This is a genomic window from Streptosporangium sp. NPDC051023 (assembly GCF_040689595.1).
Classification (GTDB): Bacteria; Actinomycetota; Actinomycetes; order Streptosporangiales; family Streptosporangiaceae; genus Streptosporangium.
In genome coordinates this window covers 26312-47333 of the sequence record NZ_JBFBCE010000026.1, presented here as the reverse complement: position 1 = coordinate 47333, position 21022 = coordinate 26312, and the positions used below count along the sequence as shown (strand labels likewise).

The window sequence follows — 21022 nt, the reverse complement described above, 5'->3', positions numbered from 1 at the left end:
TGAGCACGAAAGGGCGGCTCCCTCATCGAATCCGGCGCTCGGTCACGTCGCGTGCCCGAGGGGACGCGACTCGTCTGACTCCGCACGGCTCCGGCAGATCTCCGCCAACACGAAAAGGAGAATCGCCCCGAGAACAAAGATCATAGAAAGTCTGGAATACAAGGCGGCCGGAGTGCAGGCGTCCGCGAGCTTGACCCTGTCAAGGACCATGGAGGAGGCGAGAAACGGGATGATCGGCCCGGCCACGCCGACGACCAAAGAGAGCACCGCCAGCCAGGCGAGCCGTGCGGCGTTGCGGCGATGAGCAGGGCGCCCATGGAGAACCGATCGGAACAACCTGTGCAGCAGCAGACCGGCAAGCCCCGCGCACAGACCATCCAACAATGCGCCGCCGTGCGAAAGTACGGTCTCGGCAAGAGTGGGGTGCGTCGCCATCAGGATGTTCGGCGGCTTGAACATCGGTCCGGTGGACATGTCCGTAGCCGTCGACACGCTCAAGGGGAGCTTGTGCGGTATCGGGTCGACGTACACGGCGACGACGTGGCGGCCCTGAACGATGCCGCTCACCGTGAACGCGGCTCCCCATACCGTCCCAGCGCCGCCGGCCAACAATGGGAGGCTCGCGAGTAAGCGCAGAACAATCGTGCGGCTCATGAGACCTGGCCTCCCTGTTCGTCGTCAGCGACCGGTGACCTTACTGCCGCTCAACCCGTGAAACCCGAATGTCGGTCGTGACGGCCTGCCCGCTGAAGGTGATGCGTCCTCAGGAACGGGACAGGCGCACGAACCTACCCTGACGTGATCTTAGAGCCAGAAACCCCCGTGGCTCCGCTTGTCCAGATCACCCTGATGGTGGAGCGCTTTCTCCAGAGCAGAGTTTTCAGCCCGACTTCCCGTTGTGCGCCAAGACGACGTCAGCATGGGGAGTGTCCACGCCTTCGTCCTCGCCTCCCAAGACCATCCCCGCGGCTCCCTCTGATCTCAACTCCGTACAGGCCCTAATAGATGGTGATGTCCTCGACCGTGACTCTCTGCAGGGTCGGGGGAGTCCAGCTCTGCCATTTCTCCAGAATCACGTTCTCGGGGCACCAGGCGCACGTTTTGTAGTCGATCTTCACCTTGTTGTTGCCGGATTCGATATGCCGGACCCCGGTGATGTAAACGTCGAGGTGGCCCGCGTAGGCGAAGCAGTGAGTCGATGAAATGTCGTTGTGGATTTTCAGATAGCCGGAGGTGTTGTCACAGGCCATCGCCTGGGCCGCTGCCGCCGGGGTCGCCGTCATTCCGATCATGCCCAGCGCGATGGCGGAGGCGGAAAGTGCTGATGCGATTATCTTACGCATGGTTCTCCTGCCGGTCGTTGTGAAGGAATCCAACTATCGGCTGGACGCTGCTGCGCCTACCAGACGTTTCACTGCCAGAAAGCACCTTTTTCCTGCCATGTGTACTCTCTGTTCGTCTCGGGGATTTTCGCCAAACAGGCCTGAGGCCCTGACCAGGTGTGAGCGGTGTTCGTTTCTGACCCCCGTCGCGGTCATTGTCATGGCGGGGGATCGCGCGGTCGGCGCCCGGGGTCCGGGACACGGTGCCGTTCGGTCGTCGTACGCGCGACGGGCGCCGGGGCCGGAGGCCGTACGGAGCACACCGGCAGGCTCGCTCCTCCCACATTGTCGGTGCCGGATGAGAAGCTCGTCACGAGAAAGCCGGTCGGCCAGGGCCGCGGCTGACGTGTCACTTCTCGTTACCCCAACGACAAAGGAGCAGAGCAATGGGCAGGATCGTCTCCAACTTCTTCATCTCCCTGGACGGCGTGACCGAGGCGCCCGACCAGTGGCACTTCCCGTACTTCAACGACGAGATGGGCGCCGCGATCGGGGCGGGGATGCAGGAGGCGGCGGGGTTCCTGATGGGCCGCAAGCTGTACGACGAATGGTCGGCGTACTGGCCGACGGCGGAAGCGGATCAGGACTTCGCCGAGTTCATCAACAACACCCGCAAGTACGTCGTGTCGAACACCCTGGAGAAGGCCGACTGGAACAACACCACCGTCGTCTCCGGTGACGTCGTGGCCAAGCTGCGCGAGATCAAGGAGCAGGCCGACGGCGACATCGAGATGTCCGGCTCCGCGACGACCGTGCGGTGGCTTCTCGCCAACGGGCTGCTCGACGAGCTGCGGCTGCTCGTCCACCCGATCGTCGTCGGTCACGGTCAGCGGCTGTTCGAGGGCACCCCGACCCACGCGCTGAAGCTGGTCAAGTCCGAGACGTTCCAGACCGGCGTGCTCAACCTGGCCTACGTTCCGGCCGCGGGCTGACTGGTACCCCGCGGGACGCCGCCATGGTTCGAGTCCGTGGTCATGGCGGCACCGGCCGGTCACGGAGGCACCGGCCGATCGAGATGTCCTGTCATCGGGCCTGGGTCCTGATCGCAGATCGGCGGGACATGCGACCGGGACCTGATCGGCGGTCTGCCATCGGCGCCACGACGGGTACGGCTGCCCGGACTCCGGGGCCCGGCCGGCGCATTCGTTTCGCAACCTGGTTTTGGGTGATTACGAGCCCGATGTAAAAGGGCTTATATCCGGTAAATGGCAGTAGGGAAGGGGGTGTTTACGGAGCCCCCTTTCGATCTGTGATCGGTCCTGTCGCCGAATAGTGCTTACAGACTTCGCGCCATGTTCACAGTGTGTGAAATTCCTCTTTTCCCGATCGTTCTCCGGGATATCGTCCAAGAACACGATCGGAAACGGCGAGAGGAGCCGGAGATGACCGCATTACCGGAACCAGACCCATACGCGTCCCCCCGCATTCGATTCGGCGCCGAGCTTCGTAAGGTCCGGTTGTTGTCGGGGCTGAGCCAGCAGAAGCTGGGCAACCTCGTCCACATGTCGGTCAGCCAGGTCAGCATGATCGAGAACGGCCGCCGCGCCCCCAGCCTGGACTTCGCCCGCAAGGTGGACGCCGCCCTGGGCCGCGGCCGGGAGCTGACCGACCTGCTCGACCGGCTGAACCGCGCGGCCGACCAGCTGCCCCGCTGGTTCCGCCCATGGCTCGACTTCGAACGCGAGGCGGAGTCACTGCACATCTGGCAACTGTCAATGGTTCCCGGCCTGCTCCAGACCGAGGACTACGCGCGGGTTTTCCTGAGCCGCAATCCCGACGCCACCGCCGATCAGATCGAGGAGTACATCGCGGCCCGGATGACGCGGCAGGAGATCCTGGAGCGGCCCGTTTCCCCGCTGCTCTGGGTCGTCCTGGACGAAAGCGTGCTGCACCGGCCCGTCGCCGGACCGGAGGTGATGAAAGGCCAGTTCGAGCGGCTTCTGCAGGCCGGGGAAAACCCCCGCATAACCCTGCAGATCCTTCCCTACGGGGCGCAAAGCGTGTTTGGCTTGCTGGGGAGCTTCACCATCGCCGACCTGTCGAAGGGGGAGCGCTCCGTGGCCTACATCGAGTCGCAGCGGATCGAAGACCCCGTCAGCGACAGGTCCGGCGACCTGAAGAACCTGGCATTCATTCACGACTCGATCCGGGCGGACGCCCTGCCCCGGCGCGAGTCGCTCAACCTGATCAAGGAGACGATGCGCAGATGGACGACCTGACCCGGGACCTCTCCTCCGCCCGGTGGCGCAAGTCCAGCCTGTCCGGCCACGACGGGGGCGACTGTGTGGAGGTCGCGGCCCTTTCCGGTGGGCGTCGTGCCGTTCGTGACACGAAGGATCGCGCCGGCCCGGCGCTCGTCCTCACCGCCGACGCCTGGGCCGCTTTCACCACCGCGATCAAGCACGGGCGCCTCGACTGACACGGACACGTTCGCGCTCAAGCGGGGCGAGCACATGGGCGACGTCACCCGGGAGTGCTCAGCCGCTCGCTGTCGCTGGTTCGGGGGTGCGGTTCTCGTGCGACACCGGCGATGACCGTGGTCACCATCCTGCGAACGGCTTCGGCGTCCGGCGGGGTGCTCTTCCGGTCGGCGAACAGCAGGTGCCCGGCCCCGATCAGCGTGGGGGCGAGCGTGTCGACGTCGGCGTCGGCCGCGATGCGGCCCAGGTCGCGCTCCACGGCGAGATAGGAGGCGATCATGACCGCGGCCTCCCTCGCGAGCGGGACGCCGGTCAGCCCGGCCTGACGTAGCCGGGCGCGCAGGCCGTCCCGGAAGGTGATGAGCGCGACGATCGCCACCGCGACGGAGGAGAACAGCTCGGTCAGGGCGCCGGTGAGGTTGTCGGCGACGGTGCCGGTCCCTGCGGACTCGCGCAGGGCGGCGGCCTGGGTGTCCAGCCGGGCGATGCGATCGAGCACCAGCTCGGCGAGGAAGGCGTCGAAGTCGTCGAAGTGCCGGTGTAACACGCCCTTGGCGACACCTGCCTCGACGGTGAGCGCCCGGCTGGTCAGCGCGTCCGGCCCGTCCCTGAGCAGGACGCGTTCGGCGGCGGAGAACAGTTGCTCGCGTGGGTCGCGGAGATGTACGCCTGTCGGCACCGTGCATCCTCTCTTTCCTCGCCCAGCGAAATCCGATTGACGGTGGGCGCTTGCCCACTAAAGTGGGCGCATGGTCACTATACCTCCCGGGCAAGCTCATCCTTCCGAGAACGAGCCCCACAGGGCCAGGCACATAGCGGAGTCGTTCGGCGTGGACGCCGAACGTTACGACCGGGCCCGGCCCCCTTATCCCAGCGCCCTGGTGGAGGGGGTCGTCGCCGCCAGTCCCGGACCCGACGTGCTCGACGTGGGCTGCGGCACCGGCATAGAGGCCCGGCAGTTCCAGGCGGCAGGCTGCACGGTGCTCGGCGTCGAACCCGACACGCGGATGGCCGAGTTCGCGCGGCGCGGCGGACTCGAGGTCGAGGCGGCGACGTTCGAGGCCTGGGACCCGGCAGGCCGGTCGTTCGACGCGGTCGTCGCCGGGCAGGCCTGGCACTGGGTGGACCCGGTCGCGGGAGCGGCCAAGGCGGCGCAGGTGCTGCGACCCGGCGGCAGGCTGGCGGCGTTCTGGCACGTGTTCGAGCCCCCGCCCGCCGTGGCGGAGGCCCTCGCCGAGGTCTACCGGCGGGTGGTTCCCGACTCGCCGCTCAACGTCGGCGCCCAGTTGACGAGGCCGGCCCTGGACATCTACCAGGAGATGCTCACCAAGGCCGCCGACGGGATCCGGGAGGCGGGCGCGTTCGGCGACCCGGAGCGGTGGCGGTTCGACTGGCAGCGGTCCTACACCCGGGACGAGTGGCTGGACCTGCTGCCCACCACCGGCGGTCTCACCCGCCTCCCGCCGGACACGCTGGCGGAGGTGCTGGAAAGCGTCGGGGCCGCCATCGATGCGATCGGGGGTGGTTTCACGATGTCCTACGCCACGGTGGCGGTCGTCGCGGCGCGAACCGGCGCCGCCTGACCGGCTTGATGGACTGAACGGGAAGTGCGAGGTCCGAGGGCCGCCGGTGCGGGGGAGCGGGCCGGGCGACGATGGGCGCATGGGATATGAGATTCGGGCGATCGACGCCGTGGTCGTGAAGGAACTGCTGGACGGCGATGACGCGGGCCGGGCGCCACGGGTGTTCGTCGCGGAGGAGGCCGGTGCTCCGCTGCGCTGCTGTCTGACCAAGGCGGAGGCGGGAGAGCGGATCGCGCTGCTGTCGTACGCGCCGCTGCGCCGCTGGGCGGCGGAGCGGGGAGTGGATCCGGGGGCCTACGACGAGCAGGGGCCGATCTTCGTGCACGCCGGGGACTGCGCCGGTGCGAAGCCGGGCTGGCCCGAGGCGCACACGGCACATCGGATGCTCAGGGCCTACGCCGCCGACGGGCACATCTTGGAGGGACATTATCTGGCCGCCGGTGAGGACCCGGACGCGGCGCTGCGGGAGGTGTTCGAGGACCCGGAGACGGCGGTGGTGCACGTGCGCGCGATCGAGTTCGGTTGCTTCCAGTTCGAGGTACGGCGCGGCTGAGACGGCGTCGGCTCTCGTCACCTCGCGTGTGGGCCCGGGAACGGCGTCCAGGTTGACCCTGGCCAGTGCGTCCGGGTCGATCGGGGCGGCGACGATCCGGCTGGAGGATGAGCGTCCACTGACACCGGTGAGGGTTCACGATGGTGAACCCTCACCGTCCGGGCCGCGTCACCAGGTCGCGGACATCGGGGATGACGTGAAGTTCGAAAAGTTGGGATCCGACGCGTTCGGGCTGACCAGGGGAGTGATCTCGTTTTCGTGCAGGTCGTTGTCCAGCCTGCTCAACGGGTAACGGTTGCTCATGATCAGCAGGTGTTCTCCGGTGGAGTCGATGCGGAGAAGGTTCCAGTGGGGAACGGGCTCACCGTAGATCTTCATGCTGGTGATCAGTGTGCGGGTTCTCACCCCGTCCGCGACGGAGTACTCGTCGATGATGAGGGCGTGCGGGTTGTCGCCGCCGGACTCGCGGGTCCGGCCGACCAGCATGCGTCGGCCGTCGGGGCTGATCGTCGCGGCTATGACGCCCTCCTTCCGCGCCACGGTACGGCCGACCACCGGTGTGTCGCCCAGGGCGGCCGTGTCCAGCACGCGGACCTCGGACTTCACCGTGAAACCGAGGGTGCGGTGATCGGCCGTCCACGACAGGTTGTCGATTCTCTCCGCTCCGTCCACCGCCCAGGAGCGTGTGCTCTTGGTGGACAGATCGACGACGACGAGCCGCGCTACGGGGCAGAACCCCTGTGTCTCGTTCCTGCCACACGCCTCGCCGTCGAATCCGTAGGCCGGAGGGGAGCCGTTGAGGCTGTAGGCCAGAAAGGAGCCGTCACCGCTGAGAGCGAAGGAGCCAACGGCCGCGCCGGTCACCGTGGGGATCTCGCCGGAGGTGGTGCGCGTTTGGTTCGTATCGCCGTAGACCTCGACCCGGTGGAACGAGGTGACGCTCACCCCCCTTTGGGGGAACGTCGCCCTCCGGGCGACGTAGAACGCTCTGCCTTTGCCGTTCCCGGCGAGCAGGTAGTCGACTGGGCCACGGGCGGAGTCTTGCGGGAGAGGGGGTAACTCGACCCCTCTGATGATCGCTTTGGTGTTCGTGGCGCGGAGTGTCACTCCATTGCCATCGCCAACCAGCATGAGGAACGGGCCGGAATGAAATCCGAGCAGGGAGGTCACCCAGGGGATGACGAATATTACCAGCGATGCAGAAATTGGCACAAAAAAGGATAAAGTGACTACAATGTGCAGGGTCTCCTGGACGTTCTCGGTCTGCCGGAGGTACCAATCGTGCACGGTCGTCGGGATGGAGAGAATGCTTTCCCATATGGCGCGAAGGGCCTTTCCGATGGCACACAGGGTTTTCCCGGCAAGAGACAGTGTTTTCCCTATGGCGCGCAGGATCTTTCTGATGGCGTGCAGGGTTTTCTCGGCAGGAGGCAGGGTTTCCTCGATGGCGCGCAGGGTTTTCCTGGCGGGAGGCAGGGGCTCGGCGTGGATGTGTTGATCGGCGCCGGAGGTGAAGGCGTCGCGGAGCCGGTCTTCGATCTCCCGGGTCATCGGTTTCCCTCCAGTTTCGCGGCGAGCGTCTTGAGGGCTCGGGACAGGGCCGACGCCACCGTTCCGCGGCTGATCCTCATCGCCTCGGCGATGTCCGGCTCCGGCAGGTCCAGGTAGTAGCGCAGCACCACGGCCTCACGCCGGCGGCGGGGCAGGGCGTATACGGCGAGGAACACCTCACGGTGCGTCTCATCCAGCGGGGGAGTCGCCCACGGTGACCAGAACGGCGCTTCCTGGCCACCGGTGAACCTGCGGGTGATCGTCTGCCTGCGATGGACCGCACGGCACCTCCTCAGCACGGCCGTTCGGAGGTAGGGAAGCACCTGGTCGTAGTCCGTCAACCGGTCCCACCGGCGGTGGAGCGCGATGAAGGCGTCCTGGACGACGTCTTCGGCCGTTCGCCGCGCTCCCACCAAGGCAAGCGCCAAACGGATCAGGTCCGGTTGATGAGCGAGTATCACCTCGGACACGCATGAACTCGTCGACTGCTTGAAAAGGCGGGCGTGTCTGAGCTCGTTCCGCCTCGCTCGCGCGGCCGGGTGTTCGATGCCCAGCATCCGCGTGAAGCCGGTCAGTACTCGCCCGGGCGAGGAGGCGGCGCGTTCTTCCCGTTCCACGCTCCAGCAGTCGCGGGCGAGGTCGTCGTGAGCGGCCAGGATGTCGGGGTGGTCGGGGCCCAGTATCCGTTGACGGTCGGTCAGAGTCTCTTTGAGCAGGGGAATGACCTGCTTCGTTCGGCCGGTCGTCTGGTAGGCGCGAGTGAGGGTGTCGCGGGCGGCCAGGGTGTCGGGGTGGTCGGGGCCCAGTTTCCGTTGCCGGTGGGTCAGTATCCGTTCGAGCAGGGGGATGGCCTGTTCCCTCTGTTCCATGGTCCGGTGGGCGCGGGCCAGGTCGTCACGGGCGGCCAGGGTGGTGGGGTGGTCGGGTCCCAGCGTCCGCTCGTATTCGGCCAGCTTCTGTTTGTGGAGGTCGACGGTTGGTTTCGACGCGCTCATGATCGATCGACCGCCGTGCCGCCGACGGCCGGGGAGCACACCGTCGATCGCACCGCCATGGACGGCACCGCCATGGACGGCACCGCCATGGACGGCACCGCCATGGACGGTGGCGACATGGACCGCGGCGACATGGACGGCGAAATGGGCGGCGCGACCGAGGCCTCGAACAGTGGGCCCCTGCGCGACGGTCTCCACGGACTCGTCATGGCCTCATCTTCGATGCGGATACCAAAGGCCGAGCGCGGCGATATCAAATAGCAATAAATCGCCATAAAAGGTCATGCTGGAATGTTGTTGTGTTTTGTGGCGTAAACGGGAAAGCCGAGATGGAAGTGGCCGAAAATGGAGCGGTTTGTCGACGTCGCTGATCGCTGTTCGGGTGTCACCCGTGATGGTGGCGTCGCCGTTCGCCTCGCTCGCCCGCCACGCCCGCGTCTCCCCGAAGTGCTCGCCCGCCGGCAGGAAGGTCGCGACCCGGCGGGGCGCCGCCGCTGAGCGGTTCTCGGCCCTGAACCCTCGACCGCTCGGACCGAACGAATCCCGGGAGGACCCTGGAGGCCGCGGTCAGCGGAGTTGACGACGTCGGTGAACATCCGACCGGCTGCGACACGGCATGCCGGATCGAGTGCGCCGCCGACGCACCCGATCCGGGTGTGGTTTCCGCTGACCGGGGTCCTGCGGCAGCGGGGAGCCTACGGCTTGCCGTGGGCGCGGGCTTCGGCGGTGGTCTTCAGGTCGCGCAGCCATGCTTCGAGGCCTGCGCCGAGGAGCTTGGTGGCGGTGGGGACGTCCGCTTCGACCTGGGCGCCGGTCCAGGTTTCCTCGGTGTGGACGCGCACGCCGTCCTTGACCTTGGTGAAGGTCCACAGGTGCACACCCTCGTCGATGCGCACCCCTTCTCCGATCGCGGGTCCGCTCCACAGGATGCAGGTGTTGTGCTGGAGTTGCCGGATGGTGGAGGTGATGTGCAGGGTGGTGGCGGGGGTCGTGGGGGTGGGGGGCGCCGGGGTGGTCCACCGGAACCGCGAGCCTTTGCGGAGGGGGCCGGGGTCGAGGCGCTTCATGGTGAGGACGGGGGCCTGCCAGGTGGGCCAGCGTTCCACGTCGGTCTGCAGCTTGAAGACGGTGCTCAGCGGAGCCTTGATCACGATGTCCGACTGGTAGCGGATACGGGCGGTGGTGTCGACGCCTTCCCCGCGGCACTGGGGCTTGCCCTCGAGGGGGGCGGCCTGGGGCGGCGCAGGGGCGGCCTGAGCGGCCGGGACGTTGCCTGCGAGGACACCGGCGACGGCGAGCGAGATCGCGAGCGCGGCGGTGCGTACGCGGGTCCGGGGGTGGGAGTGCTGAGCGGGCGAGTTCGCGGGGCCGGTGCTGAACATGGTGTTCCTCTCGTTCTGGGATCGGGATCGGATGCTCGGGACGGGGGTGGTGGTCATGGCGTTCTTGCGTCTGGCTGAGTGCATGGCTGTGGACCCGTACCGTGCGACCACGTTGAGCTAGAAGCTCATGTGTTCGTTAGAAGTTATAACTATCCGAGAGGATGGGTGTCAATAAGGTTCGTGATAGCCTCTAACTGAATCTTGAGGCTGTAGCTTCGTGGGTGCGGAAGGTGGCAGGTCGTGGCGGAGACGGGCACGCAGACCCCGCGCGAGCGCTACCGGACTCAGGTGCGCGCGGAGATCAAGGAACACGCGTGGGAGCAGATCGCCACGACGGGGACGTCCGCGCTTTCCCTCAACGCGATCGCCAAGCAGATGGGCATGAGCGGACCGGCGCTCTACCGCTACTACGCCAACCGCGACGAGCTGATCACCGAACTCATCCGGGACGCGTACCGAAGCCTCGCCGACGCCCTCCGCTCGGCCTCCGCCGCAGGTGCCGACCTGGCCGTACTGGCCCACGCCGTGCGCGGCTGGGCCCTGGAGGACCCCCAGCGGTACCTCCTCATCTACGGCACCCCTGTCCCCGGCTACCACGCGCCCGACGACATCACGGCCATCTCATCCGAGATCATGGCGATGTTGCTCGACGCGGGCTCGACGGCACCCCGGGAGCGCCCCGCCACGCCGTTCGACATCCACCTGGAACGCCACCGGGACTGGGCGGGCGGTCACCCCGCCTCGCCTGCGGTCCTCCAGCAGGCTCTGAGCTTCTGGACACGGCTCCACGGTGTCCTGTCCCTGGAACTCGCCGGCCACTTCACCGGAATGGGATTCGACCCCGCCCTGCTCTTCGCGGCCGAACTGGACGACCTGCTGACGCGCTGAGCAGGCCGATTCGCGACGGGCGGGCCGCCGTCGCGTTGAAGGCGGTCGTCTCCGGAGTCGGCCGGGTGTCGGCGGTTCCCGGGCGGGGACGTCGGGGCTCTCAGGCGGCGAACAGGAGGGCGGCGCTGATGAGCACGGCCACGGCGGTGGCGAAGTGGATGCCGAAGGCGACTGCCTTGGTGCCGCCGTTGCGCAGCACGATGACGGTGTCGCCGAGGGGGACGAGGGCGACGACGAGCATGTACCAGGCCTCCGCCCTGGCGCCCGCGAAGGCCAGCAGGGCCAGGCCGAGGATGCCGTAGGTGAGGTCGCGCAGGCCCTTGATGGTCAGGTAGGCGGCGTCGCCGTCCTTCTTGGCGGGGACGCCGTAACCGGCGGCCGCGGCGTGGGGCGTCAGGAAGAAGCGCAGGCCGATGAAGGCGATGAGGAGGTTGAGCAGTACGGCCAGGCCGTAGGCGATGGGGGTGAGCATGACCCTCTCCTTTTGCTAGCAGTGCTAGAAACGAGAGTGAAGCTAACATAGCCAGGACAGGAACGCTAGCGATGCTAGAATCGGAGGCATGTCGATCCAGACGCGCCGGGAGCGCGAGCGGGCGGAGCGGGAGCGGTTGATCGTCACGGCCGCGCGTGAGCTGGCCGAGTCGGAGGGCTGGGACGCGGTGACCACGCGGCGGCTCGCCGAGGAGATCGAGTACAGCCAGCCGGTCCTCTACAGCCACTTCAAGGGCAAGGACGCCATCATGGCCGCGGTCGCGGTCGAGGGCTTCGCCGACCTCGCCGCCGAGCTGCGTGCGGCCCGCACCTCCGCGACCGGCCCGAGGCAGGCCCTCGCCGACGTCGTCGAGGCCTACGCCGCGTTCGCCGAGCGACGGCCCGCGCTGTACGACGTGATGTTCACCCTCGCCGTCGACCTGCCGTTCGCCACCCTCCAGGCGCCGGAGGCCCTGCAACAGGGCTTCGACGAACTGCGCCAGGCCGTACGGCCATTCGCCGGGGACGACGACCTTGAGATGCTCACCGAGACCATCTGGAGCGGGCTGCACGGGCTCCTGACGCTCATGCGCAACGGCAGGCTCCGTCCGGAGGGGCACAGGCAGCGCCTGGCCATCCTGATCAGGCGTTTCTCCAGCTGACCGGAACGGGCGTGGGTCTCCGGCCGGTTCACTGTCGTGGGTCACAGCCGGCCATCTCGTGACGTCCGCCGGGCCCTCGGCCGCAGGCTCCTCCAAGGGCGCCCCCGAAGGGTGTTTCGCCTGCACTAAATCCTCGCTGAACTGGGCAAACCCACAAGCAGGAGGCGCCTGCCCGTGGAGGTACGGCCGCCCGCGCCCGGCATCACCCCGGCACCGAGGAGAACGCATGAGAGCCGGTCCGCGAAACCGGCACGGAACCCGCGCGCGGGAGCGCCCGTGAGAGGCGGGTTGAGGTGGGTCTCCGACGCGTTGTTTCCCCGTGGCGCGAACGAGCACGATGTCCTGCCCGCCCTGCTGGTCGTGCTGACCGTCACGAGCGGCCTCGTGGACGCCGTCAGCTTCCTGGGCCTCAACCGGGTCTTCGTCGCCAACATGACCGGCAACGTGGCCTTTCTCGGCTTCGCCCTGGCCGGGGATTCCCAGCTGTCGGTGTGGGCCTCGCTCCTCGCCGTCGCCGTCTTCACCGCCGGGGCGTGGAGCGCGGGACGCCTCGCCGGGCGGATGCGGGACGCCCGGCGGGAGTTCACCTCCCTCACGGTCGCGCACGCGGGCCTGGTCGCCGTCGCCCTCGCGGTGGCCTGGTCGGCGGGATATCGCGAGCCGGGCGCGCAGGTGGCGCTCATCGGGCTGCTTGGGTACGGCATGGGCCTGCAGAACGCCGCCGCGCACCGGCTCGCGGTGCCCGACCTGGTCACCATCACCGTCCTCACCAGTACCCTCACCCGTCTGGCCGCCGATCCACCGGGGCGGGCGGGACTGCGACGGGCCGTCTCGGGCACCGCGCTGTTCACCGGTGCGCTGACGGGCGCCGCGCTGCATCTGAACGTCGGTCCCGTGTCCGCCCTGGCAGCGGTTCTGGTCCTGCTCGTGGCCGTCGCCCTCGCGGCCCGCCAGGCAGGGGGCGCCTCGTGACGGTCGGGTTTCGCCCCAAGGCCCGGTAGTCAGGTCACGTCGTCGCACTCCACGCTCGCCGATTCCACGTGCGTCAGATTCCTCGCAAGACGAGGCGCCCCCGGCAGGCGGACCGGCCGGGGGCGCTCGGTGGGCGAGGGCGGCGAGGAGTGACAGGGGGTTGGCCTGCTCAGCAGTGGGAGTTCAGGCTCATACTTTTGATCCTTGGGTAGAGGCTGGGGTCGTAGGTCGCCCTCGCCGACCAGGGGTACTGGCGGGAGGAATCCGGGAGGTTCTTCACGAACTTAGTGAGATCGTCCCAGTGGGAGTGGGAGACGAGCCTGCCCAGACGGTTCTTGTTGGCGTCCTCCAGGTTCGCCCACATCAGCCACGCGTCGTTGTCGTCGCTGCTGGTGACCAGGCCGTTGAACTCCGCTGTGCCGTCCGAGTACAGGGTCCACGAGGCGCCGTGGAACATCGTGCAATCCCCGGAGCGGATGTCGTTCCTCCAGACGAAGCGCTTGGGCGAGGCCTGGGCGTGGGCGGTCCCTCCCAGCACGGTGATGAGTGCCAGCACCGTGCCGAGGGCGATGGCCGACATCCGGCCGCGTCCTGAGACAGCGGCCGGGGCGGGACGTGCCGGACGGCGCGGGAACAGGACGGTATGGCCAAAGATGGTCATGTGTGGATTCTCCTGCCGGGTTTACGCGGGCCAGGTTGCCGCGCGGGAGATCAGGAGGCCACGGCCGGAGTGTCATGGCGTATTCCGGTTTGGATACGGAGGGGTCTTATCGCTGGTAGGAACCTTAAGTTGGGGTTTCCGGTCCGGTCCGGTCCGGATCCAGCATCCGAAGGGCGGGTGAGCTGCTGGTGGGCGGCGGGCAGCGCGGCGGGCAGCGTGGCGGGGAGTTCGCGGTACGGCTGGCAGGGTTGGTGAAGATGTCGGGCCTGACGCTGGAGCGGGCCGCGGGCAGGACGATGAGCCGCCGCCCACGGGAGGCGTCGTGGACGGTGACATTCCGGCAGATCAGCGCCTGGCAGAACGGTGATCACCTGCCCGAAAGCGAAGCGGCGTTTCTTACCTTGGTCCGGGTCCTGACCGAGCACGCTCGCGGCCGTGTGGTAAGAGGCCATCAGGTCGGTGAGCTGCTGGACGAGGTCAGGTGGGTGCGGCTGCTCCAGCAGGCCCGCGACGCTCGGACCGGGAGGCGGTCGCCGGAAACCGAAACCGGCGGCGTCCAGCAGGCAGAGCGGCGGCCCGTAGCCGACATCTTCGGGACGAAGCCCCGGCCGTTGCAGATGGCGGGGAGAACGGCGCTGCTGACCCGGCTGCACCACGCCTTCGCCGTACCGTCGGACACGCCCGTCCAAGTCGTCCTGCACGGGCTCGGCGGGATCGGCAAGACCAGTCTGGCGCTGGAGTTCGCGTATCGCGTCCGGACCGGGCACGGGCTCGTCTGGCAGTTCGCCGCCGAGGACCACACCGCGCTGGCGGGGGGCTTCGCGGCACTGGCCGTCCGGCTCGGGCTGCCCGACGACGGCAGCAGCCCCGTGGCGCAGGTCCACGCCGCGCTCGCCGAGGCCGAGCGGCCGTGGCTGCTGGTGTTCGACAACGTCGCCGACCATGCCGCGATCCGCGGATGGCTGCCAACGGCCGGGCAGGGCAAGCTGCTGCTCACTTCTCGGTCGGCGCACTGGCCGCAGGCGCTCAGCGTCGAGGTGACACCGCTGGATGTTTCGGCGGCGGCCAGGTTCCTCCTGGACCGCACCGGGCAAGACGACGGGATCGCGGCGGCGACCGTCGCGACCGAACTGGGAGCGCTGCCGCTCGCACTGGAGCAGGCCGGAGCGTTCGTCGGCGCCACGGGATTGTCCCTGGCCGAATACCTGGACGGATTGCGCGCGCAGCCTGCTTTGTTGCTTGACCGGGGTGAACCCTACGACTACGACGGCTCGGTAGCCTCGACCTGGACTCTCGCATTCGAGCGGTTGGAGCGTGACACCCCTGAGGCGATCGCCCTGCTGCGGTTGCTGTCGCAGCTCGCCCCCGACGACGTGCCGATTCGGACGCTGCTGGCGGGGCGGCGATCCGGACTGCCGGAATCCCTGCCGGCCTCGCTCGGACTGACCGGACTCATCGGGAACGTGATCGGGGTCGCCGAAGCAGTGGGGGAGCTGCGGAGGTTCTCGCTCGTCGCCAGCCCGGAGCCGGGTGTGCTGTCGGTGCATCGGCTCGTTCAGGCCATCACCGCTGACCGGATGACCCCCTCGGCGCGCGCGGCGTGGCGGTCGGCCGCCGCCGCACTGGTCGAAGGCGCGTTGCCCGGTCATCCCGACCTCGTGGCGAACTGGCCGCTGTACGCGCGGCTCGTGCCGCACGCCCATGTGGCACTTGAACCTTCGGCGTCCGGAATGCGGGAGGTCGTGGAGTATCTGGGGGCCAGCGGCGACTACCAGACGGCCGCGACCGTCCAGGCCGAGATTCACACTGATGCGCTCGGCCGTCTGGGTCCCGAACATTCCGACACACTCACCGCCGCCGCGCTGCACGCCAAGTGGGTCGGTCACGCGGGGGACCAGTTCACCGCGCGCGACCTTCTCACCGAACTGCTGCCGATCCGTGAGCGTGTCTCCGGCCCAGACCACCCCGACACGCTCTGGGCGGCGGCGGCCCTGGCGGACTGGATCGGTCAGAGCGGCGACCCTGGCGCTGCTCGTGACCGGGTCGCGGAGTTGTTGCCGATCCGTGAGCGTGTCTCCGGCCCAGACCACCCCGACACGCTTCGGCTCGCCCAAGAGGCCGGCTTCTGGACCGGTCAGGCGGGTGACCCCGCTGCTGCCCGGCTGTACTACGAGGAGTTCCTGCCCCGGATGGAACGCGTCTGGGGTGCCGACCACCCGGACACTCTCGCCGCACGCGACCAGTACGCCCGGTTCCTCAGCGAGAGCGGCTCCGCCGAGGCCGCCCGTGATGTGTGCGTGGCCCTTGTCGCCGCTTATGAGCGGACCTCGGGCCTCGATCACCCCGACAGCTTATGGGCCCGCGTCAACCTCGCCTTTCGCACCGGCCAGGCGGGCGACGCCGCGACCGCGCGCGATCTGTACGCAGCCCTGCTCCCCGACTGCGAACGCATCTCCGGTCCGGAGACTCACCTGACCCTCGTCACCCGCGTGAACCTCTCCCATTGGACGGGTGTGGCGGGTGACCCGGTGACAGCCCGCGACCAGTGTGAGGCGCTCCTGCCCATTCGCTCCCGCCGTTTCGGCCCCGAACACTTCGACACCCTTATCGTCCGTGAGAACCTGGCCCGCTGGACGGGGGAGTCAGGCGATCCACACGGCGCGGCCGACCAGTACACGGTCCTTCTCGCGATCTTGGAACGCGTTCTCGGCCCTGACGCCCCCATGACGCGCAATGTCCGTGACCAGCTCGTCCTCTGGACGTCCAGAACGTAACCGTCATCGTGCCGGATCCGGACCGGAACCGGCCGGAAAACCCGTGCCTGCCGTCATTCTCCGAGGTCTCCTCCCCTGCTCACCCCGCCCCGCCCGTGAAAGGCAAAGCCGGAAAACCGTCCGGAGAGGCGTAATCACTGTCACCGCCCGGCGTTCAGGAAAGCCGGGGCCCGCCGGGAGGAGACCCGTCATGATCGACCGTCCGTTCCTGCGCCGCCTGGGCCGCGCCGCACTGTACGCCGCCGTCCGCGGCGCCGCCGCCGCGGCCGCCTCGGCCCCCATCACTCTGGCCGTCTGGTGGATCACCCACCACTGACCCCGGCCTCCGGCCGGCTCGCGGTGGAACCAGCGCAGCGGCACCTGGGCGATGAGGGCGGAGAAGGGCGATGGGGCTACGGCGACGGGCCGATCATCGATGCGGTGTTCTGTCGGGTTTCGATGGGCTTGTCACTGAGCACCACCAAGATCGCCTTATGCGTATGCAGCTGAGCCTTTGGCGGAAAAGCCGCCTTTTTGTCTGTGTTAATGCTTATAGGAGCTTTTGGGATTTCGTACGGTATGGGGGCCGCGCCAGAGATATCGGATGGTGACGCTTGGAGCCGCATCGGTTTTCTCGTACCGATTTCGACAGATCATCAGATGCCGATGTGATCGGCGAGGCATTCGGTGAACGCGGCGTCGACGGTGGTCACGGCCGCACGATCGGCCGGATGAGCCGTGGAGTGAGGCGGGAGGGCGCGGCCCGTGGCGGCCGTCTCCCCTGACGTCGCCTCATTCGCCGAAGCGCGCGTTCTGGCCCGCGCGGGAGAGCGCGGGCCCGGGCCTGTTCCCTGCGGACACCCCCTGTAGCGACCGTGAAGGCGGACGGACATGGGCGTGCCGCGCACCCGAACAAGGAGAGGCGATGAACGACAGCGGGTCACGCTGGATACTCGCGTTCGACGCGGCGTGCGGAAAGTGCAGGCGGATCTCCGATACGGTCGCGGACGCGGCCGGGGGGGAAGCTGGAAATGCCGCCCCTGGTCCACCGGGACGTTCAACGATGGCGTGAACAGCAACTGGGAGCCGACGCGCCATGGGCTCCGACGCTCATCGTGACGCGCGGGGAGGAGGTGAGGGTCGCGGGTTTCGCCTCCCGAAGTGCGCAGCCGTCTGTGGACCGAACAGTTCGACCGGTATCGCGCCTCGCATCCGGACCTGACCGACGCGCAGCGCAAGGTCGTCGACGACGAGGCGAGCGTCGCCACGGCCCGCAGCCAGGCCGCCGTGCTCAAGGAGGCGGTGATACAGGCCTTCGGCGAGGAGGAGGCCTTCCTTCTGATCGCCACGCTCGGTCCCGCCGACCGGCTCACGGGCAAGGAGAACGGCGGGGAGAGCAACTCGGTCCCCGGCTGCAACTGCTCCACCGAGAGCAACTGGTGCTCCGACTATTGCTGCCACTACGACCAGCCGTTCGTTGTCCGCATGTGCGGTGCCTACTGCTGTAACTGCGGCACGCTCTACATGTATCCCTGCAACGGGAGATGCAACTGATCACTGTGTGGAGGTGGGTCGCCGAGGGGTGTGCCCGCCGGGACGGTGACAGGGGCACCGGGTGGCGCGGTCGTGCCGGCCGCGTCACCATCCGCGTTCTGGATCTTGAGTCTTTCCCTTCCTTTACGTAGTCATTACACTACGCTCAGTGGCGAAATCCTGCTTCCCTCTCAGGTAGGAGTGCGCCCATGGACGGCTCGAACGCGCGGGTCCTCGTCATCGTCGTGATCGCGACGGTCATGTTCTTCGTCGGGCGGCGCTTCCAGCGCACCGTCGACACCTGGGCGGGGTGGGGTAAGGCGATCAAGACCGCGGCGGAGGCGGCGGCGAAGATCCCGGGGGCGAAGGCGGCGGCCTGGGTGGCGGTCCGGGGCATGATCGTGGCCGGTCTGGTGGCGATGGTCCTGTTCGTGGTGCTCACCAACGTGATCCGCCAAGGTGAGGCCTCCTCGCCTCCCTCGCCTGCGCCCTCCGGCACGGCCAAGCCGCTGCGCGGCGATCGCTGACACCCCGGCGCGACCGAGTCTCCGCGCGATCGCCGGTGCACCCGGGCGCAGCCGAGCCTCTCCGCGCCGGGTTCCCGCACCGGATTCTCGCGTCGGGTTCCCGCGCCGGGTTCCGGCGCGGGACTCGGCGGGCAGGACTCAGCGGGTGACGATGAAGTCGTCCGCCTGTCTCGGGGCGCGGTCGCGGGGCGGGGCGGCGGGGCGGCCGACGGCGACGGCGCCCATCGGGTCCCAGCCCGGGGGCAGGTCGAGCACCTCGCGCACCACGTCGCGGCAGAACATGGTCGAGGAGACCCAGGCCGAGCCCAGGCCCTCGACCGCGAGCTGGACCAGGAGGTTCTGCACTCCCGCGCCCGCCGCGACCACGAACATCTCCCGCTCGGCCGTGTTGCGCCGGTCGTCGCGGTAGGTGTGCGAGCCGTCCATGACCAGGCAGGGCACCACCAGGTACGGCGCGGCGCGCAGCACGTCTCCCCGCTTGACCCGCCGGGCGATCGCCTCCTCGGAGAAGCCGTCGCCGTGCAGGTCGGCGATCCACGCCTCGCGCATGGCATCGAGCAGCTTGACGCGGATCTCGGGCGACTCCAGCAGGACGAACCGCCACGGAGTCGTGTGGTGCGGGGCGGGCGCGGCGATCGCGGCCTCGACGGCCCTGCGGACCTTGGCGCCGTCGACCGGCTCTGCGGAGAACCCGCGCACGGTCCTGCGGGCGAAGAGCACGTCGCGGGAGCCGTACCGGAACATGTCGTCCTCCGACTGGCGGACCAGTTCGCGGACGCCGGGGCCGTCCTCCTCGGTGGTGTACTCGGCCATTCCCCTGATCACCGCGACCGGGGTCTGCGCGAGCTTGCCCTTGACCAGGTCACCCGCGGCGGCGAACTCGTCGGCGACCGCGGTCATGGTGACCTCGAGCGCGTTTCCGTGGTCGTCGGACATACCCCGGTAGTCGAGCATGGGGGTCACCCCGGCCACGCCGATCGCCATGTCGGTCTGGCCGTTGCGCCACGGGCGGCCGAAGGTGTCGGAGACGACCACGCCGACCGAGACGCCGAGGCGTTCCTTGATGCTCGTGCGCACCGCGGCGGCGGAGGCGTCGGGGTCGACGGGGAGCAGCACGACGGTGCCGGGCTCGGTGTTGGAGGCGTCGACCCCGGCGGCGGCCATGACGAACCCGTGCGCGGTCTGCGCGATCACGGTCTCGCCCCTGCGGGCGACCACCCTGGTGGTCTCGGCGGCGACGGCCTCGACCCGGGTGAGGCCTCGCCTGGTCCGGCCCTCAGCCTTGCTGGAGACCTTGGAGGTGACGACGAGGATGTCGCCGTCGCGGAGGTCGGGCATGGCGGCGGAGATCAGCTTCCCGACGTCGTCGCCCTCCTGGACCTCGGGGATCCCGGGAACGGGGAAGATCTCCAGCCTGATGTCGGAGGGGCTGTCCTGTCTGCGGCGGATCCTGCTCATCGGGCGTCCCCGTTCAGCCGTCCCGCACCCTCGGTTCCGGAGGCAGAGCCGGTTCCGGTTCCGGCGAGGGTCGTGGCCAGGTCGAGGGCCGCCCTCGCGATGGCCGCGGCCGCCTCGACGTCGTGCATGATCAGGGGGCGGGCCTCGACGCGCACGCCGTCGAGGCTGACCCCGGCGTCCTCCTCCGCGACCAGCCAGCCGTTCACCAGCGGTGAGCCGTAGAGTTCGAGGACCGCCTGTGCCGTGGTCTCGACGCCGATCGCGGTGAGGCAGGCGTCGGCCATGCCGCGGACGGGGGCGCCGCCGACGATGGGGGAGACACCGACGACGGTCTTGGCCTCCAACGCCTCGCGGATGCCCCTGATCTGCAGGATCGTGCCGATGCTGACCACCGGGTTGGACGGCGGGAGGATCACCACGTCCGCGTCGGCGATGGACTGGAGCACACCGGGCGCGGGGCGGGCCTCGTCGGCGCCGACGAGGATGATCTGCTCGGCGGGGACCGAGGCGCGTAGCCGTACCCACCACTCCTGGAAGTGCACGGCCCTGCGGCCCCGGTCGTCGGAGATGACCACGTGGGTCTCGGTCCTGTCGTCGCTCATCGGGATCAGTCGCACGCCGGGCTGCCAGCGCGCGCACAGCGCCTCGGTGACCGCGGACAGCGGGTATCCGGCGGAGAGCATCTGGGTGCGCACGATGTGCGTGGCGAAGTCGCGGTCGCCCAGGCCGAACCACTGCGGTTCGACGCCGTAGGCGGCCAGTTCCTCCTTGACGACGTGTGTCTCCTTCTGTCTTCCCCAGCCCTGCTCCTCGTCGATGCCGCCGCCCAGGGTGTACATCACGGTGTCCAGGTCGGGGCAGACCTGCAGGCCGTACAGGGTGATGTCGTCGCCGGTGTTGCCGATGACGGTGATCTCGGAGCCGGGAGCGGCGGTGAGGAGGCCGCGTAGGAAACGGGCGCCGCCAATTCCGCCGGCGAGGGACACAATGCGCATGCGGTCCAGTGTTCCACTGCCTCGGCCGCACTGTTCGAAGGGCCCGTCGTCAAGGGGGGAGAGCGGCTTGTCTTGATCGTTATGAGAAATGTCTTCGCTGGCAGCGTCGCCGCAGGGCCTGTCCGGAATATGTCGCAATAGGGTGTTATGAAGTACTTATGAGATTTATGGGCTTCGTGGGTCTCCCGACACCTAAGTCAGCCGTGTGCAAAACTTGGCCCGGGTTTACCTGAGGA

At 68.4% G+C, this 21022-nt stretch carries 23 protein-coding genes; 13 read left to right on the top strand and 10 right to left on the bottom strand.

Features of this window, described 5'->3' with window-relative positions:
* Window positions 1-42 precede the first annotated feature (42 nt).
* Together AB0395_RS18890 and AB0395_RS18885 are read right to left on the bottom strand one after the other, a co-directional pair.
* A complete protein-coding gene (locus AB0395_RS18890; RefSeq protein ID WP_366282146.1) occupies window positions 43-654 on the bottom strand; it encodes a hypothetical protein in 612 nt (203 codons plus the stop codon).
* Window positions 655-998: 344 nt separating this feature from the next.
* Window positions 999-1343, bottom strand: a complete 345-nt coding sequence (locus AB0395_RS18885; protein ID WP_366282144.1) for a beta/gamma crystallin domain-containing protein — start codon at window positions 1341-1343, stop codon at window positions 999-1001.
* Window positions 1344-1768: 425 nt separating this feature from the next.
* Here AB0395_RS18885 and AB0395_RS18880 point away from each other — a divergent pair, with 425 nt between their 5' ends.
* The 3 genes from AB0395_RS18880 (at window position 1769) to AB0395_RS18870 (ending at window position 3801) form a co-directional block, all read left to right on the top strand.
* A complete protein-coding gene (locus AB0395_RS18880) occupies window positions 1769-2314 on the top strand; it encodes a dihydrofolate reductase family protein (RefSeq protein WP_366282142.1) in 546 nt (181 codons plus the stop codon).
* Window positions 2315-2764: 450 nt separating this feature from the next.
* Entirely contained in the window at window positions 2765-3601 is an 837-nt protein-coding gene (locus tag AB0395_RS18875) for a helix-turn-helix transcriptional regulator (RefSeq protein ID WP_366282141.1), read from the top strand.
* Entirely contained in the window at window positions 3589-3801 is a 213-nt protein-coding gene (locus tag AB0395_RS18870) for a DUF397 domain-containing protein (protein ID WP_366282139.1), read from the top strand. The genes AB0395_RS18875 and AB0395_RS18870 overlap by 13 nt, the downstream gene beginning before the upstream one ends.
* Window positions 3802-3845: 44 nt before the next feature.
* Here the strand turns inward: AB0395_RS18870 and AB0395_RS18865 are convergent, their stop codons facing one another.
* Window positions 3846-4481 carry a TetR/AcrR family transcriptional regulator gene (locus AB0395_RS18865; protein ID WP_366282137.1) on the bottom strand — a complete coding sequence of 212 codons (636 nt, stop codon included), beginning with the start codon at window positions 4479-4481 and terminating at the stop codon, window positions 3846-3848.
* A gap of 70 nt (window positions 4482-4551) precedes the next feature.
* Between AB0395_RS18865 and AB0395_RS18860 the strand changes: the two genes are divergently transcribed.
* Window positions 4552-5385, top strand: a complete 834-nt coding sequence (locus AB0395_RS18860) for a class I SAM-dependent methyltransferase (protein ID WP_366282136.1) — start codon at window positions 4552-4554, stop codon at window positions 5383-5385.
* A gap of 79 nt (window positions 5386-5464) precedes the next feature.
* Window positions 5465-5938, top strand: a complete 474-nt coding sequence (locus tag AB0395_RS18855; RefSeq protein ID WP_366282134.1) for a DUF1203 domain-containing protein — start codon at window positions 5465-5467, stop codon at window positions 5936-5938.
* Between the two features lie 168 nt (window positions 5939-6106).
* On the opposite strand, the gene AB0395_RS18850 is transcribed toward AB0395_RS18855, so the two are convergent.
* Window positions 6107-7489 carry a hypothetical protein gene (locus tag AB0395_RS18850; protein WP_366282132.1) on the bottom strand — a complete coding sequence of 461 codons (1383 nt, stop codon included), beginning with the start codon at window positions 7487-7489 and terminating at the stop codon, window positions 6107-6109.
* On the bottom strand, window positions 7486-8484 hold the full coding sequence (locus tag AB0395_RS18845) for a sigma-70 family RNA polymerase sigma factor (RefSeq protein ID WP_366282131.1): 999 nt from the start codon (window positions 8482-8484) through the stop codon (window positions 7486-7488). The genes AB0395_RS18850 and AB0395_RS18845 overlap by 4 nt, the downstream gene beginning before the upstream one ends.
* Window positions 8485-8541: 57 nt before the next feature.
* Between AB0395_RS18845 and AB0395_RS18840 the strand changes: the two genes are divergently transcribed.
* On the top strand, window positions 8542-8745 hold the full coding sequence (locus tag AB0395_RS18840; RefSeq protein WP_366282130.1) for a hypothetical protein: 204 nt from the start codon (window positions 8542-8544) through the stop codon (window positions 8743-8745).
* 434 nt (window positions 8746-9179) lie between these two features.
* Here the strand turns inward: AB0395_RS18840 and AB0395_RS18835 are convergent, their stop codons facing one another.
* Window positions 9180-9866, bottom strand: a complete 687-nt coding sequence (locus AB0395_RS18835) for an SRPBCC family protein (RefSeq protein WP_366282128.1) — start codon at window positions 9864-9866, stop codon at window positions 9180-9182.
* Window positions 9867-10106: 240 nt separating this feature from the next.
* Between AB0395_RS18835 and AB0395_RS18830 the strand changes: the two genes are divergently transcribed.
* Window positions 10107-10754, top strand: coding sequence for a TetR/AcrR family transcriptional regulator (locus tag AB0395_RS18830; protein WP_366282126.1), 648 nt, complete (start codon window positions 10107-10109; stop codon window positions 10752-10754).
* Window positions 10755-10854: 100 nt separating this feature from the next.
* On the opposite strand, the gene AB0395_RS18825 is transcribed toward AB0395_RS18830, so the two are convergent.
* On the bottom strand, window positions 10855-11226 hold the full coding sequence (locus tag AB0395_RS18825) for a DUF4267 domain-containing protein (RefSeq protein WP_366282124.1): 372 nt from the start codon (window positions 11224-11226) through the stop codon (window positions 10855-10857).
* Window positions 11227-11314: 88 nt separating this feature from the next.
* Between AB0395_RS18825 and AB0395_RS18820 the strand changes: the two genes are divergently transcribed.
* Both AB0395_RS18820 and AB0395_RS18815 read left to right on the top strand, forming a co-directional pair.
* Entirely contained in the window at window positions 11315-11887 is a 573-nt protein-coding gene (locus tag AB0395_RS18820) for a TetR/AcrR family transcriptional regulator (RefSeq protein WP_366282123.1), read from the top strand.
* A 276-nt stretch (window positions 11888-12163) separates the two neighbouring features.
* Window positions 12164-12859 carry a YoaK family protein gene (locus AB0395_RS18815; RefSeq protein ID WP_366282121.1) on the top strand — a complete coding sequence of 232 codons (696 nt, stop codon included), beginning with the start codon at window positions 12164-12166 and terminating at the stop codon, window positions 12857-12859.
* A 169-nt stretch (window positions 12860-13028) separates the two neighbouring features.
* Here AB0395_RS18815 and AB0395_RS18810 read toward each other — a convergent pair whose 3' ends face one another.
* Window positions 13029-13520, bottom strand: coding sequence for a DUF6294 family protein (locus tag AB0395_RS18810; protein WP_366282119.1), 492 nt, complete (start codon window positions 13518-13520; stop codon window positions 13029-13031).
* A 188-nt stretch (window positions 13521-13708) separates the two neighbouring features.
* Here AB0395_RS18810 and AB0395_RS18805 point away from each other — a divergent pair, with 188 nt between their 5' ends.
* From AB0395_RS18805 to AB0395_RS18790, 4 genes are all read left to right on the top strand, one after another.
* On the top strand, window positions 13709-16294 hold the full coding sequence (locus tag AB0395_RS18805; RefSeq protein ID WP_366282118.1) for a tetratricopeptide repeat protein: 2586 nt from the start codon (window positions 13709-13711) through the stop codon (window positions 16292-16294).
* Between the two features lie 190 nt (window positions 16295-16484).
* A complete protein-coding gene (locus tag AB0395_RS18800; protein ID WP_366282116.1) occupies window positions 16485-16610 on the top strand; it encodes a hypothetical protein in 126 nt (41 codons plus the stop codon).
* Window positions 16611-17434: 824 nt separating this feature from the next.
* Entirely contained in the window at window positions 17435-17827 is a 393-nt protein-coding gene (locus tag AB0395_RS18795) for a bacteriocin fulvocin C-related protein (RefSeq protein ID WP_366282114.1), read from the top strand.
* 188 nt (window positions 17828-18015) lie between these two features.
* On the top strand, window positions 18016-18333 hold the full coding sequence (locus AB0395_RS18790; RefSeq protein ID WP_366282112.1) for a hypothetical protein: 318 nt from the start codon (window positions 18016-18018) through the stop codon (window positions 18331-18333).
* Window positions 18334-18471: 138 nt separating this feature from the next.
* Here the strand turns inward: AB0395_RS18790 and AB0395_RS18785 are convergent, their stop codons facing one another.
* The gene (locus tag AB0395_RS18785; protein ID WP_366282110.1) at window positions 18472-19791 is read right to left on the bottom strand and encodes a coenzyme F420-0:L-glutamate ligase; all 1320 of its coding nucleotides are present in this window, start codon (window positions 19789-19791) and stop codon (window positions 18472-18474) included.
* Window positions 19788-20786, bottom strand: coding sequence for a 2-phospho-L-lactate transferase (gene cofD / locus AB0395_RS18780; RefSeq protein WP_366282108.1), 999 nt, complete (start codon window positions 20784-20786; stop codon window positions 19788-19790). Before cofD ends, AB0395_RS18785 begins: the two co-directional genes overlap by 4 nt.
* Between the last annotated feature and the right edge of the window lie 236 nt (window positions 20787-21022).

What these genes read in the sequence shown, in the direction of transcription:
- AB0395_RS18890 (WP_366282146.1), bottom strand. Translation starts at nt 654, where the DNA reads ATGAGCCGCACGATTGTTCTGCGCTTACTCGCGAGCCTCCCATTGTTG.
- AB0395_RS18885 (WP_366282144.1), bottom strand. Translation starts at nt 1,343, where the DNA reads ATGCGTAAGATAATCGCATCAGCACTTTCCGCCTCCGCCATCGCGCTG.
- AB0395_RS18880 (WP_366282142.1), top strand. Translation starts at nt 1,769, where the DNA reads ATGGGCAGGATCGTCTCCAACTTCTTCATCTCCCTGGACGGCGTGACC.
- AB0395_RS18875 (WP_366282141.1), top strand. Translation starts at nt 2,765, where the DNA reads ATGACCGCATTACCGGAACCAGACCCATACGCGTCCCCCCGCATTCGA.
- AB0395_RS18870 (WP_366282139.1), top strand. Translation starts at nt 3,589, where the DNA reads ATGGACGACCTGACCCGGGACCTCTCCTCCGCCCGGTGGCGCAAGTCC.
- AB0395_RS18860 (WP_366282136.1), top strand. Translation starts at nt 4,552, where the DNA reads ATGGTCACTATACCTCCCGGGCAAGCTCATCCTTCCGAGAACGAGCCC.
- AB0395_RS18855 (WP_366282134.1), top strand. Translation starts at nt 5,465, where the DNA reads ATGGGATATGAGATTCGGGCGATCGACGCCGTGGTCGTGAAGGAACTG.
- AB0395_RS18850 (WP_366282132.1), bottom strand. Translation starts at nt 7,489, where the DNA reads ATGACCCGGGAGATCGAAGACCGGCTCCGCGACGCCTTCACCTCCGGC.
- AB0395_RS18845 (WP_366282131.1), bottom strand. Translation starts at nt 8,484, where the DNA reads ATGAGCGCGTCGAAACCAACCGTCGACCTCCACAAACAGAAGCTGGCC.
- AB0395_RS18840 (WP_366282130.1), top strand. Translation starts at nt 8,542, where the DNA reads ATGGACGGCACCGCCATGGACGGCACCGCCATGGACGGCACCGCCATG.
- AB0395_RS18835 (WP_366282128.1), bottom strand. Translation starts at nt 9,866, where the DNA reads ATGTTCAGCACCGGCCCCGCGAACTCGCCCGCTCAGCACTCCCACCCC.
- AB0395_RS18825 (WP_366282124.1), bottom strand. Translation starts at nt 11,226, where the DNA reads ATGCTCACCCCCATCGCCTACGGCCTGGCCGTACTGCTCAACCTCCTC.
- AB0395_RS18820 (WP_366282123.1), top strand. Translation starts at nt 11,315, where the DNA reads ATGTCGATCCAGACGCGCCGGGAGCGCGAGCGGGCGGAGCGGGAGCGG.
- AB0395_RS18810 (WP_366282119.1), bottom strand. Translation starts at nt 13,520, where the DNA reads ATGACCATCTTTGGCCATACCGTCCTGTTCCCGCGCCGTCCGGCACGT.
- AB0395_RS18800 (WP_366282116.1), top strand. Translation starts at nt 16,485, where the DNA reads ATGATCGACCGTCCGTTCCTGCGCCGCCTGGGCCGCGCCGCACTGTAC.
- AB0395_RS18790 (WP_366282112.1), top strand. Translation starts at nt 18,016, where the DNA reads ATGGACGGCTCGAACGCGCGGGTCCTCGTCATCGTCGTGATCGCGACG.
- AB0395_RS18785 (WP_366282110.1), bottom strand. Translation starts at nt 19,791, where the DNA reads ATGAGCAGGATCCGCCGCAGACAGGACAGCCCCTCCGACATCAGGCTG.
- cofD (WP_366282108.1), bottom strand. Translation starts at nt 20,786, where the DNA reads ATGCGCATTGTGTCCCTCGCCGGCGGAATTGGCGGCGCCCGTTTCCTA.